Annotated in this window: 15 protein-coding genes and 1 tRNA gene; 9 read left to right on the top strand and 7 right to left on the bottom strand. The window is 69.4% G+C overall.

Translation table 11 applies throughout. The annotated features are described in order from the left end of the window. Window positions 1–340: 340 nt before the first annotated feature. The 6 genes from CUC05_RS25020 to CUC05_RS23280 form a co-directional block, all read right to left on the bottom strand. Entirely contained in the window at window positions 341–868 is a 528-nt protein-coding gene (locus CUC05_RS25020) for a hypothetical protein (protein WP_157965931.1), read from the bottom strand. 935 nt (window positions 869–1,803) lie between these two features. Beyond that, window positions 1,804–3,090, bottom strand: coding sequence for a hypothetical protein (locus CUC05_RS23260; RefSeq protein ID WP_157965932.1), 1,287 nt, complete (start codon window positions 3,088–3,090; stop codon window positions 1,804–1,806). A gap of 17 nt (window positions 3,091–3,107) precedes the next feature. After that, on the bottom strand, window positions 3,108–3,554 hold the full coding sequence (locus CUC05_RS23265; RefSeq protein ID WP_108668545.1) for a hypothetical protein: 447 nt from the start codon (window positions 3,552–3,554) through the stop codon (window positions 3,108–3,110). A gap of 30 nt (window positions 3,555–3,584) precedes the next feature. Continuing rightward, window positions 3,585–4,715: a DNA cytosine methyltransferase gene (locus CUC05_RS23270; protein ID WP_108668546.1), complete on the bottom strand. Its 1,131-nt coding sequence runs from the start codon at window positions 4,713–4,715 to the stop codon at window positions 3,585–3,587. Continuing rightward, window positions 4,712–5,995 carry a DNA cytosine methyltransferase gene (locus tag CUC05_RS23275; RefSeq protein ID WP_108668547.1) on the bottom strand — a complete coding sequence of 428 codons (1,284 nt, stop codon included), beginning with the start codon at window positions 5,993–5,995 and terminating at the stop codon, window positions 4,712–4,714. Before CUC05_RS23275 ends, CUC05_RS23270 begins: the two co-directional genes overlap by 4 nt. A gap of 362 nt (window positions 5,996–6,357) precedes the next feature. Then, on the bottom strand, window positions 6,358–6,981 hold the full coding sequence (locus tag CUC05_RS23280; RefSeq protein WP_157965933.1) for a ParA family protein: 624 nt from the start codon (window positions 6,979–6,981) through the stop codon (window positions 6,358–6,360). A gap of 458 nt (window positions 6,982–7,439) precedes the next feature. Here CUC05_RS23280 and CUC05_RS23285 point away from each other — a divergent pair, with 458 nt between their 5' ends. Continuing rightward, a complete protein-coding gene (locus CUC05_RS23285; protein WP_108668549.1) occupies window positions 7,440–7,715 on the top strand; it encodes an excisionase family DNA-binding protein in 276 nt (91 codons plus the stop codon). Next, window positions 7,712–8,959 (top strand): tyrosine-type recombinase/integrase, encoded by a 1,248-nt coding sequence (locus CUC05_RS23290; RefSeq protein WP_108668550.1) that lies wholly within the window; start codon window positions 7,712–7,714, stop codon window positions 8,957–8,959. The genes CUC05_RS23285 and CUC05_RS23290 overlap by 4 nt, the downstream gene beginning before the upstream one ends. 103 nt (window positions 8,960–9,062) lie before the next feature. Here the strand turns inward: CUC05_RS23290 and CUC05_RS23295 are convergent. Then, a tRNA-Gly gene (locus CUC05_RS23295) sits at window positions 9,063–9,136 on the bottom strand. A gap of 87 nt (window positions 9,137–9,223) precedes the next feature. Here CUC05_RS23295 and CUC05_RS23300 point away from each other — a divergent pair. The 7 genes from CUC05_RS23300 to CUC05_RS23330 all read left to right on the top strand — a co-directional run bounded on the left by CUC05_RS23300 (window position 9,224) and on the right by CUC05_RS23330 (window position 16,614). Beyond that, window positions 9,224–10,039 (top strand): GntR family transcriptional regulator, encoded by an 816-nt coding sequence (locus CUC05_RS23300; protein WP_108668551.1) that lies wholly within the window; start codon window positions 9,224–9,226, stop codon window positions 10,037–10,039. Beyond that, on the top strand, window positions 10,036–11,088 hold the full coding sequence (locus tag CUC05_RS23305) for an ADP-ribosylglycohydrolase family protein (RefSeq protein ID WP_108668552.1): 1,053 nt from the start codon (window positions 10,036–10,038) through the stop codon (window positions 11,086–11,088). The genes CUC05_RS23300 and CUC05_RS23305 overlap by 4 nt, the downstream gene beginning before the upstream one ends. A 70-nt stretch (window positions 11,089–11,158) precedes the next feature. After that, complete coding sequence (locus CUC05_RS23310) at window positions 11,159–12,322, top strand: BMP family lipoprotein (RefSeq protein ID WP_108668553.1); 1,164 nt, start codon at window positions 11,159–11,161, stop codon at window positions 12,320–12,322. After that, the gene (locus CUC05_RS23315; protein ID WP_108668554.1) at window positions 12,319–13,848 is read left to right on the top strand and encodes an ABC transporter ATP-binding protein; all 1,530 of its coding nucleotides are present in this window, start codon (window positions 12,319–12,321) and stop codon (window positions 13,846–13,848) included. The genes CUC05_RS23310 and CUC05_RS23315 overlap by 4 nt, the downstream gene beginning before the upstream one ends. Continuing rightward, window positions 13,845–14,897 (top strand): ABC transporter permease, encoded by a 1,053-nt coding sequence (locus CUC05_RS23320; protein ID WP_108668555.1) that lies wholly within the window; start codon window positions 13,845–13,847, stop codon window positions 14,895–14,897. The genes CUC05_RS23315 and CUC05_RS23320 overlap by 4 nt, the downstream gene beginning before the upstream one ends. Beyond that, on the top strand, window positions 14,894–15,838 hold the full coding sequence (locus CUC05_RS23325) for an ABC transporter permease (RefSeq protein ID WP_157965934.1): 945 nt from the start codon (window positions 14,894–14,896) through the stop codon (window positions 15,836–15,838). The genes CUC05_RS23320 and CUC05_RS23325 overlap by 4 nt, the downstream gene beginning before the upstream one ends. Further along, window positions 15,835–16,614 carry an AIR synthase related protein gene (locus CUC05_RS23330; protein WP_108668557.1) on the top strand — a complete coding sequence of 260 codons (780 nt, stop codon included), beginning with the start codon at window positions 15,835–15,837 and terminating at the stop codon, window positions 16,612–16,614. The genes CUC05_RS23325 and CUC05_RS23330 overlap by 4 nt, the downstream gene beginning before the upstream one ends. Window positions 16,615–16,714: the final 100 nt, after the last annotated feature.

Below are 16,714 nucleotides of genomic sequence, written 5' to 3' on the forward strand. Positions count from 1 at the left end.
ACGAACTCGTCGCCGCCCCAAGGCGCTACATGGCCGCCGTCACCCTCGAACCCCTCCTCGACCGGCCCGACGACCAACTAGCATCCATCCCCGCAGTGACCAACTGAATCACGCGCACGGGCTTCTACACCACCCGATGGGACTCCATCAACGTCCATAGCTGATCTAGCTAGGGACGGAGACAACGCCGTCCAAGGACACGCAACCGCTTGGGCCGTCGTTCCCTTGGCCCACCGGGCCCTCGTTCATGACTCTCAAGTAGGTTCGCCGCCACCCCCGCTGAGGAAACAACGCCCGGCTGGCAGGGACACTGACAGACGGCCCTGCCACCGTGGACGGTTCAAGGGTGTGGCCAAACGGCCACCCACGATAGGGAGGCCTTGTCCGGCGAGGCCTGAACAGCCTGAATCTTGGATTCTGCCGGACTGAACATCCGCGGAGCGGTGGCCGCTGTCACAATCCGGGCCCCTGTCACCTCCGTTGTAGCGCTCTTGTGGTGAACTCGGAGTCCCCACAAGTACTTGCTACCAGTCGTGGCGACGACACCTGGTTTCAGCACTGGATGTCTGGTGTCCTTAGCATCGACTACCACAATGCGTGCACCTGACGCATCGGCGACGCAGACCAGAACATCAGGAACCAGTGTCGCGGTGATTGAGGACAGCTTCAGATCTGGGTCGCCGCACAAACTGCGCGACCGGCGGTTGACTGCGAGCTGGCTCCATACCTCGATCCGCTGTCCTGCGCCTACCCAGCGCGCCACCCAGGTGTCGCCGGTCTTGTCAGCGGTGGAGCCCGATCCACTGGAGTTGAGGACGTTCACCTCGTCGGCCGGACGGCCGACAATGGCGGTGACCTGCTGGATCACGTTACACGTAACCCACGCCTCGTATAGATGCCAAAGGTTTGTCAACGGTGCAGCACCCACACCCCGCATCCCTGCTGTTACGGACGCCAGCGCGGCGGTAGCCGCGAGCAGGAGGGCACGCAGCGGTTGAGGCCAGGTTGACGGCGGCGGGTCCCGCCTCGGGTGCGCCACGCTTGCTCGGGCAGCGACCTCCAGCAATGGTGAGGTGATGAGGTGTGAAGCGGGGCCTACGACTTGTCCTGCCGTGAGCCGCCGTGCAAGCTCGGTTAGCACGACAGCGACTCGCTCGACCTTCCAGTCAGATGTCGCCCCGAAGTCACGCGCGGTCCGAACAGGGACCACGCGGTCGCCGATCTCTGCAATGGGCAGCGTATGGAGATGGGACATCGTCGCACGTAGGGCTTCCCGCCCCCCTGGTATGTCGATGGGGCGCCACGCTCTGGCCACGGCCTCCGATTGCGGCCATCCGCGGAGTAGGTGCGAGCAACCGTCCAGCACGGCCGGGAGTTCGGGCGCGTAGACGGCGGAGGGGTGACTCCGTCGACTTGGGGCTGCCCCCTGCCAAAGTGCCCGCCGCGCCAAGTGGTGGCGCAAGGTGCTCGGCGAGTCGGCTAGGGCTGCCCACATTGAGTCGATGCCGTCGCGCGTGAAAGGGGCGGGCGTCGGCAACCTGACTGGAACGGTGACTATGCGCCCGGTCATGGGATCCACTGACAGCACGGGAACATCGCCGACGGGAACGTCCGGTGGGCCCTCGTCGGTGTCCGACCCGTGGCTGGCGCCGAGGCTCAGGGTCAGCTCGGTAGGGCTGACTGAGGAGATCTGGACCTCTCCGGTGGGCACCGCGTACCAGGCCGACTGCACGCGCGGGGCAGGTGTCGGCGTTATGTCCTGTCCACGCTGGTCCAGTAGGACCACGCGTAGCGTCGAGCCTGTCAGGACAGCCTCTCCCAGAAGTCCAGTGCGTCGCCCCCAGGAAGCGCGGCATCGCCAGAGCCCCCTAATCGCACCACACGATCGCCCAGAACCGGCCCCACACCATCGGCAGCGGTCCCAGCGGTCAATAGAAGTCCGGCCGTGGAGAGCTGGCGGAGAACGCGACCCAGGTCCAATCCGGGAACGTTGGGCAGGACAAAGTGCAGCAGCGCATTCTCAGCCCCCATCCGGTACAGCTCATGGCTGACCGCCGGCGGAGATCCCCGACCGTCTTCAGCCTGGAAGAGCAGGGCGAACCAGGCTACGTAGAGAGTCATCTGCTGCAACTGCCGGCGAGGAACGCGAAGTGATGGCCCCGACGGTCCTTCTGCCGCATCAATGATCGCGGTGATCGCGTCTCCAAGCTGGGTGTGGTCCACCGCATGCTCGGCTAGCGCAGCGCAAGGGTCACCGACCAACGGTGCCCCCGCCGCGACCATGTGGCCCGTCCTAGATGCCGGGACTGCCAAGGACGCGATGGCCCCCCCAACGTCGGCGTCAGGACCAGCCTCCAACAGCATCACGGAGGCCCGAGCGGTGACCTTTGGGGCTGGGGCATGCGCGGTCGAGTCAATGTTGGTAGTGCCTAGCAGCCGTGGGTATGGCCTGAGCACAAGGGCCTTAGGGACCATCGTGGTCGACCCAGCATGAAGCTCCCAGCGGACCTGATCGTTACTGGTCCCGCTTAGGCCATGCACCAGCGGCGCGAGGTAACCCTCGATAGGCGAGAGGTTCATCTCCTCCACAAGGAGCGCGGGGCTACCACCGCCAGGACTGGCAAGCTGGCGCAGCGGCTCCAACGTTCGCGCGGAGAAGAAGGTCCCGGGGACGAGCGGGCTCTCATAGCCTGTGACGTCCTCCGGCCCGATGAGCTGGCGCCGGGCTTCAATGACACGAGTGCTGTCAGGGTGGCAGAAGAACGTCGTGAGCGCCCGGGCGAGCGTCGACTTGCCGGTCCCACTCGGGCCTGCAAAGAGCAGCAACTGGCTCGATAGGTACGCGGCGAGCGCGTCGATCACCGTCGACCGGCTCGCCGCGACCCCCTGATCAAGCAGGTGTTCATCGAAATCGTCCAGAAGCCCCTGCAGACGCACGACGGTTGGCGGCTCGGGGATCACAGGCGTTCGAGGCGACGGGATGGCACCCACAACCCCACCCTGAACAGGAGCCGGTCCGACGACGTCGTCTAGAGGTGCACCAGTCGCAGCCGCCAGCGCCCCGCCGACGTCGTGAAGCGCATCCGCCACCCTTGGGTCCAGTTCCATTAGTCGCCTGCGGGGATCGTCCGCACTACCTCGTCCACGTCGGCGTAGCTGACACGGTCGACGGCGACGATCTCGGTCCCGTCGATCAAGACGACCAACCGCAGCCGAGGCTCGGCCTGGTGATAGACCGGGTAATCACACACATACTCGTCGACCTTCCGGCGCAGGTAAGGCAGACTGACCCCTTTCATCCCGCTGTCGAAGTACACCAGCATCACCGCCGGATTGACCCAGCCGCTCTCGTACAGCATCCGGTTCGGAACGTTTTTCTGGTCGGTGATCCTTGCGATCCTGATCAGGTCTGCCTCGATCTGCAGCAGGTCGCCTACCGCCTCCCGGAGGGAGTCCTTGGTGGCCTTCTTGGTATTCTCCGCAAAGGCGGTGGTGATTAGCTTCGAAAGCTCGGCGATGTTCTCGGTCTGCACGGGCGCCTCCACCCAGATCATGGTTACGGACAGCAGCGTACGTGACGGCGGCTACGCGGCCTCCGCACTCATGAAACGGTGATGGTCTGCCACCGCGTCAAGGAATCCATCCTCGAAGCGCAGGCTGCCCCTCCGACATCGGCGCAAGAAGCCGGCGGAGGCCCGTGCGGACAACGGCGCGAGTGGTTTCTCTAGGAAGTCGAGCAAGGATGGGCGCGGCAACCAGACTGGGTCGGTGCTCACGTCTACCTGTCGGACCAGCCCACCTGGCATACGGAACGCAGCCTTAGGCCAGCTGTCGCCTGCGGGGCCTGCGTCCACATCAATGGGGTCGCCGGGCTCCAAGAGCCGCTGTCCAACCCATTCGGCCATCGGGACCGCAACCGCGTTGCCGACGAGTCGCCACCGGTGACGGGTCGCGACCACGCTCTCTGCTGGTCGAGTCCATCCGGCAGGGAAGCCCTGCAGGCGCTCTGCGTCCTCCAGATGTGGTGTTCCGACGAAGCCATCGGGACGAACGATCGCAGGCGGTGACGGCACGCCGACGCTGCTCCCGCCCTTGATTGGTGGCACGGCATCTACAGCCCATCCCAACGCCCGTGTGCCCTCGGTCCAGTAGAACCCACGGGCGGCACCGTCTCCGGGACGCTCTGGACGCGTGACGTCGTCGGCGAACAGCACGGGGCGTGGGTCATGCGTTGGGCTGGCGACCAGCACCACACGGCGTCGCCGCTGGGGCAGCCCGAACGCTTGTGCGTCCACCACGCGGTACGCCCAGGCGAACCCGAGTTCCTCAAGCGCCTGTGTGACGACGAGCATCGCCTTCCCGCGGTCCAAGTGAAGCAGGAATGGAACGTTCTCGAGCACGACCCATTCAACTGAGGACGTGGCCAGAAGCCGGAAGACGTGACCGACAAGGCTTGAGCGAGCTCCAGTGATCCCTTCCTTGCGACCGACCGAGCTGAGGTCCTGACATGGGAACCCAGCTACGACAACCGAGGTGCTTGAAGGCAGCGCTGTGAGGTCCGCGATGTTACCGACCACATCCGCGTCGAAGCGCTCACGCAACACGGACTGCGCGGCTGGTATGAGCTCGCTGAGAAGGTCGGAGCGCCAGCCTGCGCGGCGCAGGCCCTCCTCGATGCCGCCGATCCCGGCGAACAACCCAGTGACACCGGTCACCTGAGGAGCTCCACAGCTACCGAGTAGGAAAGCCTCGGAGGAACGGCGTTGGCGACGGCCAAGGCGAGGGCGCCCCTTGAGGTGATCTCCGACCAGTCAAATGAATCGGGGAAGTGCTGCAGCCTTGCAGCCTCATGAGCGGTGATCGTCCGCCGCCGAGTTGGGTGGACGTATCGCCCCATGCACATTGAGTAGAAGCCCCGTGTGATGGTCTGCGCGGGGCGGTCAAGGTGCATCCGTCCGTAGACAGACTTGTACGAGTGCGAACCTTGGTGGCACGCAGGGCGCTGCTCGTTTGGAAGGTCGTGAAGGTTGTTCCGAAAGAGGTAGTCGATGCGACGCCGGGTGGCACCAGCCGAACGCGCTTGCTGATCCAAGAGGCTATCGGGGGCCTGCCCGTCAAGATCCCCAATGGCCCAACCGACAGAGCGCGTGGGGCGCCTATGGGCTGCCACGGTCCGTGCAAGGGAGGGTCGCTCCAGCCGTGAGGCGACCACTACGAATCGCCGGCGCCGCTGGGCCACACCCAGGTCGGTGACGTCGACCACACCTTCGTCGATCTCGTAGCCGGCTTGGACAAGAGAGTCGGTGGTCCGGCGAACAACATCGCTTCTATCGCTGGTCGCTCCGGGAACGTTTTCTATGATGACGTGTGTCGGCTGAAGGACCTGGGCCGCGCGTGCCATGACCGTGTAGAGCGCATTCCGTGAATCAGCATGGCGCGTGCGGTTATTGAACGCGGAGTGCCCTTGACAAGGTGGCCCACCAACCAAAAAGTCGATGCTGCCGAGCTCAGCACGGAGTTGTCGCTCGCGGGAGGAGAGCGGCGAATCGAGCTCGCTGTCGAGCAAGGTCCTGACGTCGCCCACGAACGTGCGAGCCTCAGAGCGATTTCGCCGGAACGCGCGGGCCATCTCATCGTTGGAGTCAACGGCCAACGCAACGTGAAGCTGCCGGCCCACGGCGCGGGCTGCCTCGGCCAAGCCCTCGGAGAGACCGCCAACGCCGCAGAAGAGGTCCACTGCGTGCAAGGCAGGCGACGAACGGTCAACGGTCGGCGCCGACCTGCGCTGGAGATAGAGCCTGTCCGCCGTGTCGGGCGTCACGGGCCCATCGGGGAGCGATGCCTGGCCCGCGTGCGGCGATGCGACGAGCGACGACGTGACGGTCCCGTCGGCTCTTAGCAACCTTCGGTACAGGGAGCCTCCGGCAGCGAAGAAGCTCTCAGCTGCCGCGACTGGGGGTCGCGACAGCACCTGTGAGTCATCCTGATCAATCATTTGTGCGAGCCTATAGTCAGTGTATGACACTGGTGGAGTTCCATCCCGGGAAGTAACGCCCCATCTCTAGGCCCGCGGCCCGCCCCAGGGTCTGCGGAACGCTTCAGCTCGCTCCGCGACAAGGCGCTCAATCACCTCCTGTCGCTGGTGGGCCAGCGCCCCGATGAGGTCCATCAGCGCAGAAACGGATAGGCCGTAGGCAGCGCCGAGCTGGCGAAGCGCATCCCGGTGACACGTCTCGATACGTGCCGAGATTCGGACCCGCTGGTTGTTGGCGGCCGCTCGCTCAGCCGCGTGTTGGGTACGAGGAATCCCCGCCGCCGCTCGTCGCGCGATGACGCTCGCTCGCTTGCGATCGACCATCACGGCCTCCTCAGCGTGTCGAGCTCGGCCGCGACCGAGCGGTAGTGCTCGAGCGCGTCCCGCTGGATCGCGCTGCCCTCCGCCCACGCGAAGACCTCTCGGAGCGGGACCTCAGTGTTCAGCACCGCGACTCCTGAGGAGTCCAGGGCCTCGCGGTACGCCGTGCGCGCGATAGTTCCCGCCCGGGTCTGAGTGAGAAGCACCGCGAGGGAGACGTCGAGGTCGTGCTCGGTGGCCAGCTCGACCACCAACTCGCGGGTCGGTGCGACACGGCGCGTGTCCGGGGCTGTTGGTCGACACGGAACCACGATGCAGTCGGCTGCACGGATCGCGGATCGGACGACGCGGTGGTCGGCTGCCGCGGGCGGGCAGTCGATGACCACGACGTTCCAGCCCGCCGCCAGCGTCGGCTTCTCGCTGTGCAGCGTGCCTGAGGCTCGGCCCAAGACCGGCCACGGCAGCGGCGTCCCCGTCTCGGCGCAGTCCGATGCCCACGCGACAGCCGACCCCTGAGGATCGGCGTCGATGACGAGCACGCGCTCGCCCGCGTCGTGCCATGCCGCCGCCAAGTGCATCGGCGTTGTCGTCTTGCCCGAGCCGCCCTTCAGGTTGACGACCGCCACCACCCAGGCCAACGCACGTGCAGGCGAGCCAGTAGGCGCATGGCGTGCGTCATGCGCATCTGGCGCAAGAGGCGCCACATGCGCGTCATGCGCTTCTCGCGCGTCTGGCTCCATCCAGGTCTCCATGAGGGCCGGCGACACGGCCACGGCACCATCACCGGCGGCATGGGCGGCTCGAGCTCGCCGTTCCTCTCGTTCGACGCGGTGGGATGCTGCCACTCGCACGTCTTGCGCATGTCGCGCCACTTGGGTCGTGATGGGGCCCTTTGCTTAGATGGTTGACAACTCGTCTAGACGAGTACACGTTAATATGCCATGAGGTGCCAGCCACCCGTCATCCACAGCCGCCCAACTCAACCCGACGGCAATGAGTCTGCGTGGCGCACCCTGATCTCCAGCGACCAGCTCGCCACATCCGACCTGCACCCGCGACCGCGACGACGAAAGGGAGGGCGCAGATGAACGACATCGACCAAGGGACGGTGCTTGACCGCGAACCGGCCACGCTGCTGGGCGACGAGCTCCCGCTGACCATCACCGTGGAGGAGGCCAGCGCCCTCCTCGGTATCTCCCTCCGCTCGACCTACCGGGCCGTGAACGCCGGGCACATCCCCTCTACCCGGATCGGCCGGCGGTTCCACGTCCTGATCCCGCGGCTCCGCGAGCAGCTGGGCCTGACCGAGCCCGAACTCGTCCATGCACTCACCTGCGTCCGAGAGAATGCCGCGACGTGAGGGGCACCGTCTTCAAGCGGTGCGGCTCGTGCAACCGCCGCGTCACGCAACGCCTCTGCGAGCACTGCGAGGCCTCCACCGTCTCATGGGGCTACCGCCTGAAGGTCGCCAAGAAGCCCGGCGGGACCTGGCAGGAGCAGTGGAAGTTCGGTTTCCCCACCAAGGGCGCCGCCAACGATGCCCTCGCCAAGCAGCAGGCCGCCATCCGCGAGAACCGGCACGTCGTCCCCTCGACCATGACCGTCGAGGACTACCTCACCACCGTCGGGCTCGAGGCCACCAAGCCCCCGCGCGTCCGGCCGCAGACCTGGAACGACCGCGCCGCGAAGATCCGACTCCACGTCGCCCCGCACCTCGGCCACCTCCGCCTGCAGGAGCTCACCCCCGGCGACCTGACCGAGCTCTACAACCACCTCCTGATCGACGGGAACCAGCGCGACGGCGGGGGACTGTCGGTCACGTCGGTCCGCAGCCTGCACCGGATCCTCCGCAAGGCGTTCAACGACGCGATGCGCTGGGGCCACCTGCCCCACAACCCCACGGCCCTCGCTGACCCACCGCCCGCCGCCAACGAGCGCGCGTCCCGCCGCCGGTCGATGAAGATCTGGACGCCCGAGCAGCTGGGCACCTTCCTCGCCGCCACCGAAGGTCAGCCCCACCACGTCCTCTGGAGCCTCGCCGCCTTCACCGGCATGCGCCGCTCCGAGCTGCTCGCCCTCGCGTGGAACGAGGTGCGCCTGGACACCGGCCGCATCCACGTCCGCGCCAGCATGGTCACCGAGCCCGACGGCACCTACGTTCGCAGCCACGAGCTCAAGAGCGCCACTTCGGCCCGCACGATCGAGCTGGACCCCGACACCGTCCAGCTGCTCGTCCAGCACCGCGCCGACACCCGACCCCTCCACAACCCGCTGGACCTGGTGTTCCCCGGCACCGCCGGCGACGGCTGGCTCAGCCCGCCCGCGATCAGCATTGCGTTCCGTCGCGCCGTCCGGTCCGTCGACGTGCCGATCGTGCGGTTTCACGATTTGAGGCACACACACGCGTCGCTGCTCCTGCAATCCCGCGTCAACCCGAAGGTCGTGAGCGAGCGCCTCGGCCACTCCTCGGTCGCCTTCACGCTCGACACCTACGCCCACGTCCTGCCCGGCATGCAGGCCGACGCGGCGACCCAGCTGCGGGCCCTCGTCAGGGACGGCAGGACCACCTCGACAGCCACCCCGATGACGGAAAGGAACGCCTGATGCACGACACGTGCCAGAACAGCTGGGAGCGAACTGGGAGCGAATGGCCCCTCCGCCGCCCGCACCGGGAGGAGCCAAATGCCCTCTCACCTGCGGTTTTGTATGGAGCGGGTGAGGGGAATCGAACCCCCGTATTCAGCTTGGGAAGCTGATGTTCTGCCATTGAACTACACCCGCGAGAGACCGGGATCCTAGCCGAGGCGCGGTGGGGGTTCAATCGGGAAGGCTTGCACAGGATTGGTCTAGCCCACTAGCCTTCTAGTCGTGACTGACCGCCCGCTCCCGTTCTTCGCCGACTGCGCCATCGACGTCGACGGGCCAGTTCCGATCTACTACCAGCTGCAGGAGTGGCTGAGCGAACGCATCGCCGACGGCGACCTCGCGCCCGGCAGCCGCCTGCCCTCCGAACGCGACTTCGCCGAGCAGCTCGGGATCAGCCGCATGACGGTCCGCCAGGCCGTGGACCGCTTGGTCCGGCAGGGCCGGCTGGAGCGGCGACGCGGGAACGGGACGTTCGTCACCCCGCCGAAGGTCACGGGCACCCTCACCGATCTCCGCAGCGCCTCCTCCGAGCTCCGCGCACAGGGACGACACAGCGCCGTCACCGTCCTCGACGTGACCACCGAGAGCCCGCGCACCAGCATCCGCCGCCGCCTGAACCTCGACCCCGGAGCCGACACCGCGATCCGCCTCCGCCGCCTGCGCAAGGCCGACGGCGTCCCCCTCAGCCTCGAGACCTCCTGGCTGCCACGCCACCTCACCCAGCCGCTGCTGACCGCCGACCTCGCCACGCGATCCCTCAACGACGTCCTCCAGCAGGACTGCGGTCTGACCCTCGACCGGGCCACCGAACGCCTGACCGTGATCACCCTCGACGAGTACGAGGCCACCCACCTGCACTCCCAGCCCGGCGACCCCGCCTTCCTGCTGGAGCGCACGACAACCGACGACGCCGGTCGCCCGGTGGAGTACGTCAAGAGCGTCCTGCGCGGCGATTTGTTCGCCTTCGAGACCGTCCGCACCGGCGCCGACGTGACCGCCTCCGCCCTCGCACACCCCACGCCGACCACGAACGGATGACCATGCCACCCGCCCCCACCGACCTCGCCGCCATTCCCGGCACCACCGCCGACCGGGCCCTCGGCGCCCTCTACGGCGTCGCCCTCGGCGACGCGATGGGCATGCCCGGTGAGCTGTGGCCCCGCCGTCGGATCCTCGACCACTTCGGTTGGATCGACCGCTTCCTCCCCGGCCCCGACGGCCACTTCGTCGTCGACGGCTTCGTCGCCGGGCAGGTCACCGACGACACGCAGCAGACGATGATGCTGGCCGGCGCCATCCTGGCCGGCGGCGGACGGGCGCGGGGCGAGGTCGTGGCCGAGCACCTCGTCGCCTGGGCCGACCGCGTCGGTGCCACGGGCGGCAACTTCCTCGGCCCGAGCAGCGAACGGGCCATCGGCCTGCTCCGCTCCGGCGCACCCCTCGAGGAAGCCGGCGTCCGCGGTGACACCAACGGGGCGGCCATGCGCATCGTGCCCGTCGGCGTGCTCGTGCCCTCCGACGACCTCGACGACCTCGTCGACCAGGTCGTGGAGTGCTGCCGCCCGTCGCACTACACCGACATCGCCATCGGCGGCGCGGCCATGATCGCCGCCGCCGTCAGCACCGCGATCGACACCGGCTCGGTGCGCGACGCCGTCAGGGCGGCCGACCGGATCCTCGACCGGGCCGCCAACCACGGCAACCCCGCGCCCGGCGCGTCGCTGCGCCGCCGGCTGTCGATGGCGCTGTCCATCGTCGCCTCGGACTCCGACGACGATGCCGTCCTGCAGGAGCTCTACGACGTCATCGGCGCCGGGGTGGCGACGACCGAGGCCGTCCCCACCGCCGTCGCGATCGCGCTGATGGGCGGCGGCGACCCGGTCCGCACCGCCGTCCTGTGCGCCAACCTCGGCGGGGACACCGACACGATCGGCGCGATGGCGACCGGCATCGCCGGCGCGGCGGGCGGCTTCGACGCCATCCCCGACGAGCTCGTCGCGACCCTCGAGTCCGCCAACGACCTCTCCCCCCTCCGCGACCTCGCCCTGGGCCTGGCATCGCACCGAACCGCCACCTCGACGTCGTGACCCGACGGCCCGTCCACCAACGACGCCATCCCGCGCCACCCGCCATCCCGAGCCGAAAGAAGTCCATGCCATGAACGGCCAGACCACGACCAGCCCGACACGCCCGACCCGCCTCCACGCTGCCCTGCTGCTCGTCCTCGCCTTGGTGCTGGCCGCCTGCGGCGCCAGCGAGCCCACCGACACGACCGACACCGCCGACGCCCCGGACACGCCCGACACCGCCGACACGCAGGACACGGCCGACACTCCCGACACGCCCGACACCGATGACCCGCAGGCCACCGCGGACGACGCCGGCGACATCAGCGTCGCCATCGTGCTGAACGGCGAGCTCGGCGACGAGGCCTTCTTCGACTCCGCCGCCCGCGGTGCCGCGATGGCCGAGGAGGAGCACGGGGTCGAGGTCCGGGTCATCGAGGCGGGCCTGGACGCCGCCGGGTGGGAGCCTGCCCTCCGCTCGGCCGTCGCCTCCGGCGACCACGACCTCGTCATCACCGGCACCCAGCCGATGGCGGAGATCCTCGGCCCCATCGCCGAGGAGTTCCCCGACCAGCAGTTCGTCTTCTACGACGCCGCCCTCGACGCCCCCAACATCCACTCCATCACCTACGCCCAGCACGAGGGGTCGTTCCTCGCGGGTGCACTCGCGGCCCTCACGACCACGTCGGCCGAGATCGAGGGCACCAACCCCGACGCGACCATCGGGTTCATCGGCGGCCTCGACCTGCCGGTCATCAACGACTTCCTCAACGGCTTCACCCAGGGCGCCCAGTACGTCGACAGCTCCGTCGAGGTGCTCAGCGCCTACGCCGGCGACTTCGGTGACCCCGCCCGCGGCCTCGAGCTCGCCTCCACCCAGATCGCCCAGGGCGCCGACGTCATCTACCAGGTGGCCGGCGGCACGGGCGCCGGCGTCTTCCAGGCCGCCACCGACGCCGGCACCTACGCCATCGGCGTGGACACCAACCAGAACGGCATCGCACCGGGCACGATCCTGTCCTCGATGATGAAGAACGTCGACGTCTCCCTGGCCGCCGCGATCGGTGACTTCGCCGCCGGGGACCTGGCGTTCGGCACCACCGAGGTCTACGGCCTGGCCAACGGCGGCGTGGGCCTGGCCACCGACGAGCTCTACGAGGACCACGTCCCCGCCGACATCCGCGAGCGCATCGAGGAGATCACCCAGGAGCTGCTCGCCGGCGAGATCACCGTCGAGTCGATCCTCGGTCAGTGACCCCCACGACCGACTCGACCACACCCCCCGCGCTGCAGGTGCGGGGGGTCAGCAAGACCTATCCCGACGGCACCGTCGCCAACGATCGCGTCGACCTGATCGTCACCGCCGGGCACATCCACGCCGTCATGGGGGAGAACGGCGCAGGCAAGTCGACCCTGATGCGGGTCGTCCACGGCCTGGAGACCCCCGACGCCGGCGACATGGTCCTGCACGGCCGTCCCTTCACCCCCCGGGACGCCCGCCAGGCCATCGCCGCCGGCGTCGGGATGGTCCACCAGCACTTCCGGCTGGTCGACGAGCTGACCGTCGCCGAGAACGTCACCCTCGGCCGCGAACCACGCCGCGGGCCCTTCGTCGACCGTGACGCCGCCCGCCGACGCGTCGCGACGCTGGCCGTCGACCTGGGCACCGACATCGACCCGGACCGGCCGGTCGGCGAGCTGTCGGTCGGGCAGAAGCAACGCGTGGAGATCCTCCGCGTGCTCGACCAGGGCGCACGGCTGATCGTCCTCGACGAACCCTCCGCCGTGCTGACCCCACAGGAGGTCGACGGGCTGTTCACCGCGCTGCGCCGCCTGGCCGACGAGGGCCGCACCGTCGTGTTCATCACCCACAAGCTGCGCGAGGTGCTCGACCACGCCGACGCCGTCACCGTGATGCGCGACGGCCGGACCGTGGGCTCTCGCGCTGTCGCCGACGTCGACGAGGCCGCCCTCGCCCGGCTGATGGTGGGCCGCGACGTCGTGCTGACCGGCACGCGAACCCCTCACACCCCGGGGGAGGAGGTGCTGGCGGTGGAGGGGGTCACGGTCCACCACGACGGCCGGACGCTGCTCGACCACGTGACGCTGTCGGTGCACGCCGGCGAGGTCGTCGGCATCGCCGGCATCGACGGCAACGGCCAGGACGAGCTGGTCGACGTCGTCACCGGTCTCCGCACCCCGACGGCCGGCCGGACCCGCATCGGTGGCATCGACCTGCCGAATGACCCTGCTGCCGTGCGGCGCCTCGGCGTCGGCCACATCGCCGCCGACCGCACCGATCGCGGCACCGCCGCGGCCAGCAGCATCGCCGACAACCTGGTCGTCAGCCGGCTTGGCGACGTCGCCCGCCACGGGGTCCTCGACCGTCGGGCCGTACGCCAGCACGCCGAGGACGCCATCACCATTCACGACATCCGCGGCGGCACCCCCGACACCCCCGTCGCCAGCCTCTCCGGCGGCAACGCCCAGAAGGTCGTCATCGCCCGCGAGCTGCACGGCGACCCCCGGCTGCTCGTCGCCGCACAACCGACCCGCGGGGTCGACATCGGCGCCATCGAGCGCATCCACGACGAGCTCCGCCGCCGCCGTGACGACGGCGCGGCCATCCTGCTGGTCTCCACCGAGCTGTCGGAGCTGCGCAGCCTGGCCGACCGCCTCGTCGTCCTGCAGGGCGGTCGGGTGACCGCCCGCTACGACGACCCCGACACCGTCGACGACGAAACGCTCGGCCGCGCCATGGCCGGCGAGGTCTCCGCATGAGCGCCCAGCCGGGTGCGACGGCGCCACCCCGAACCGCCTCGACCGTCGCGGTCGCCGCCGGTGCGATGGCCCTCGGGGTCGTGCTGATCGTCCTGGTCTCCGACCAGCCCGCCGCCTCGGTCCGCGCCTTCCTCCTGGGCCCCTTCGACGGCACCTTCCAGATCGGCACCATGCTGGCGCGAGCGGTCCCCTACACCTTCACCGGCCTCGCCGTGGCCCTCGGGTTCCGCGCGGGGGTGTTCAACATCGGCGCAGAGGGACAGCTGTACCTGGGCACCCTGGCGGGCACCGCCGTCGCGCTGACCGTGTCGCTGCCCGGTCCCGCGCTGATCGTCGCGGCCCTCCTGGCCGCCGCGGTGGCCGGCGGCCTGTGGGGCTTCGTCCCCGGGATCCTGCGGGCGCGGTGGGCGACCAACGAGATCGTCACGACGCTGATGCTCAACTTCGTCGCCGTGCTGCTCGTGTCGTGGGTGGTCAGCGGCCCGCTGCTGGACCCCGGCGGCCTCGGGTTCCCCCAGACGGCGTTCCTGCCCGACAGCGCCCGGCTGCCCCGGTTCCTCCCGCCGTCAAGCGCCCACCTGGGGCTGGTCATCGGCATCCTCGTGTGCATCGCCGGACACTGGCTGCTGACTCGCACCACCCTCGGCTACGACATGCGCATCGCCGGGGACAACCCCGCCTTCCTGCGCTACGGCGGCCGGTCACCGCAGCGGGCCATCACCGCCTCGATGGCGCTCGGTGGTGCCATGGCCGGCCTCGGCGGCATCGCGGTGGTCATGGGGGAGCAGGGACGACTGATCGACGGGTTCTCCACCGGCTACGGGTTCGTGGGGATCCTGATCGCGTTGCTGGCCGGCAACCGGCCGCTGGTCATCCCGATCGCCGCGCTGTTCTACGCCTACCTGACGTCGGGAGCAGCGGTCATGGAGACCGTCACCGACGTGCCGCGCGAGGTCGTCACCATCGTGCAGGGCACGCTGTTCCTGTTCGTCACCGTCACCGTCCTGGCCCGCACACGGACCCGCCCGGCCCGGGAGGTGGAGGGGTGAGCGTGCTCGACCTCGTCCTCGACGCCGGGTTCGCCTTCGCCGTCCTCCGGGCCGCCTCGCCGATCCTGCTGGCCGCGATGGGTGGGGTCCTCACCGAACGCGCCGGCGTCCCCAACATCGGGGTGGAGGGGATGATGCTGACGGGCGCGTTCGTCGCCGTCGTCACGACGCTGGCGACCGGCAGCCCGTGGGTCGGCCTCGGCGCCGCCGTCCTGGCCGCCGCGGTCGCCGGTGCGCTGCTGGCCTGGGTGGCCGTCGACCTGCACGCCGACATCATCGTCGCCGGCTTCGCGATCAACACCCTCGTCGGCGGCAGCACCCTGTTCGCGATGAGCGAGCTGTACGGGACCCGCGGCTCGATCGTCGACTCGTCCCTCGTGACGTTGCCCCGCATCGACCTGCCCATCGTCGCATCGGTCCCGGTCCTGGGCGAGGCGGTGTCGGGCCACAACGTCCTCGTGTACGTCGGCTGGCTGTCGGTCCTCGCCGTCGCCGTGGTGCTGCGGCGTACCCGCACCGGGGTGCACCTGCGTGCCGTCGGGGCGTCACCGGAGACCGCGGCCGCCGTCGGGATCGACACCCGCCGGGTCCAGTACGGCACCCTCGTCGTCGCCGGGGCCCTCGCCGGGCTGGGCGGCGCCAACCTGTCCATCGGCTACCTCAGCTCGTTCACCCGCGACATGACCGCCGGGCGAGGGTTCATCGCGCTGGCTGCCGTCCTGTTCGCCGGCGCCCGCCCCGGCCTGACCGTCGTCGCGACGCTCGTGTTCGGCATCGCCGACGCCCTCGGCAACGTCCTGCAGCGCACCGACGTCCCGTCACAGGCCCTGTTGATGCTGCCGTACCTTGCGACGTTCCTCGCCATCACCGTGCACAGCATCCGCACCAGCCGGCGGCAGGGCAGCCCGGCCCCGACGACGACCCCGGAGGCAACCTCGTGAGCGTCCTGACCGACCGGCTGTCCGCCGCCACCCCGTGGGCACCGATCCGCCATCGCGACCTGCTGTACCTGCGGACCGACGGGACCGAGGTCCTGGTCATCGCCTGCGACTCCGACGGGGGCATCGGCCCCAAGCCCCACGACGTCGTCCCCATCGGCGGCTACTCGCTGGGTCGGACGGCTGCCCGGGTCCCGCTGCTCGAGCTGCTGGCCGCGGGCGCGGTCCCGGTCGCGGTCAGCGACACGCTGGCGGTGGAGATGGACCCGACCGGGCGCGACATCATCGCTGGCGTCGTGGACGAGATCGCCATGGTCGGGCTCGGGCCGGACGCGCTGACGGGCAGCACCGAGGACAACGTGCCGACTGTCGCAACCGGCGTCGGCGTCACCGTCATCGGCCGGGCGTCGCTGGACATGCTGCGGGTCGGCACCAGCCGGCCGGGCGACCGGCTGGCCCTGGTCGGGCGTCCCAAGTCCGCACCGGCCCACCGCTTCGACCACACCGACGCCGAGATCCTGCACCCCGGGGTCGTCCGTGACGTGCTGGTCGTGCCCGGCGTCGTCGAGGCGCTGCCGATCGGCTCGCGTGGCCCCCGGGCCGAGGCCGACGACCTGGCCGCCGGTGTCGACGCCACCTGTCGGATCCCCGAGTGGCCCGTGCCCCCGCAGGACTCCGGCGGCCCGTCCACCGCGATGATCCTCACCCACCGCACCGACATCGAGGCGATCCGGGCGGCAACCGACCGGCCGGTCTGGCCTCTCGGCGCGCTCACCTGACCGGCACGGCCGGTCTCCTGTCGGGTCGGCCGTCCCCTCGCACCGCTGGGTTACCCTGCCGTTCACCATCCGGTCACCCGAGCCCCCCGGACGAACAGGC

Origin of the sequence: Euzebya rosea (genome assembly GCF_003073135.1) — a bacterium.
GTDB lineage: Bacteria > Actinomycetota > Nitriliruptoria > Euzebyales > Euzebyaceae > Euzebya > Euzebya rosea.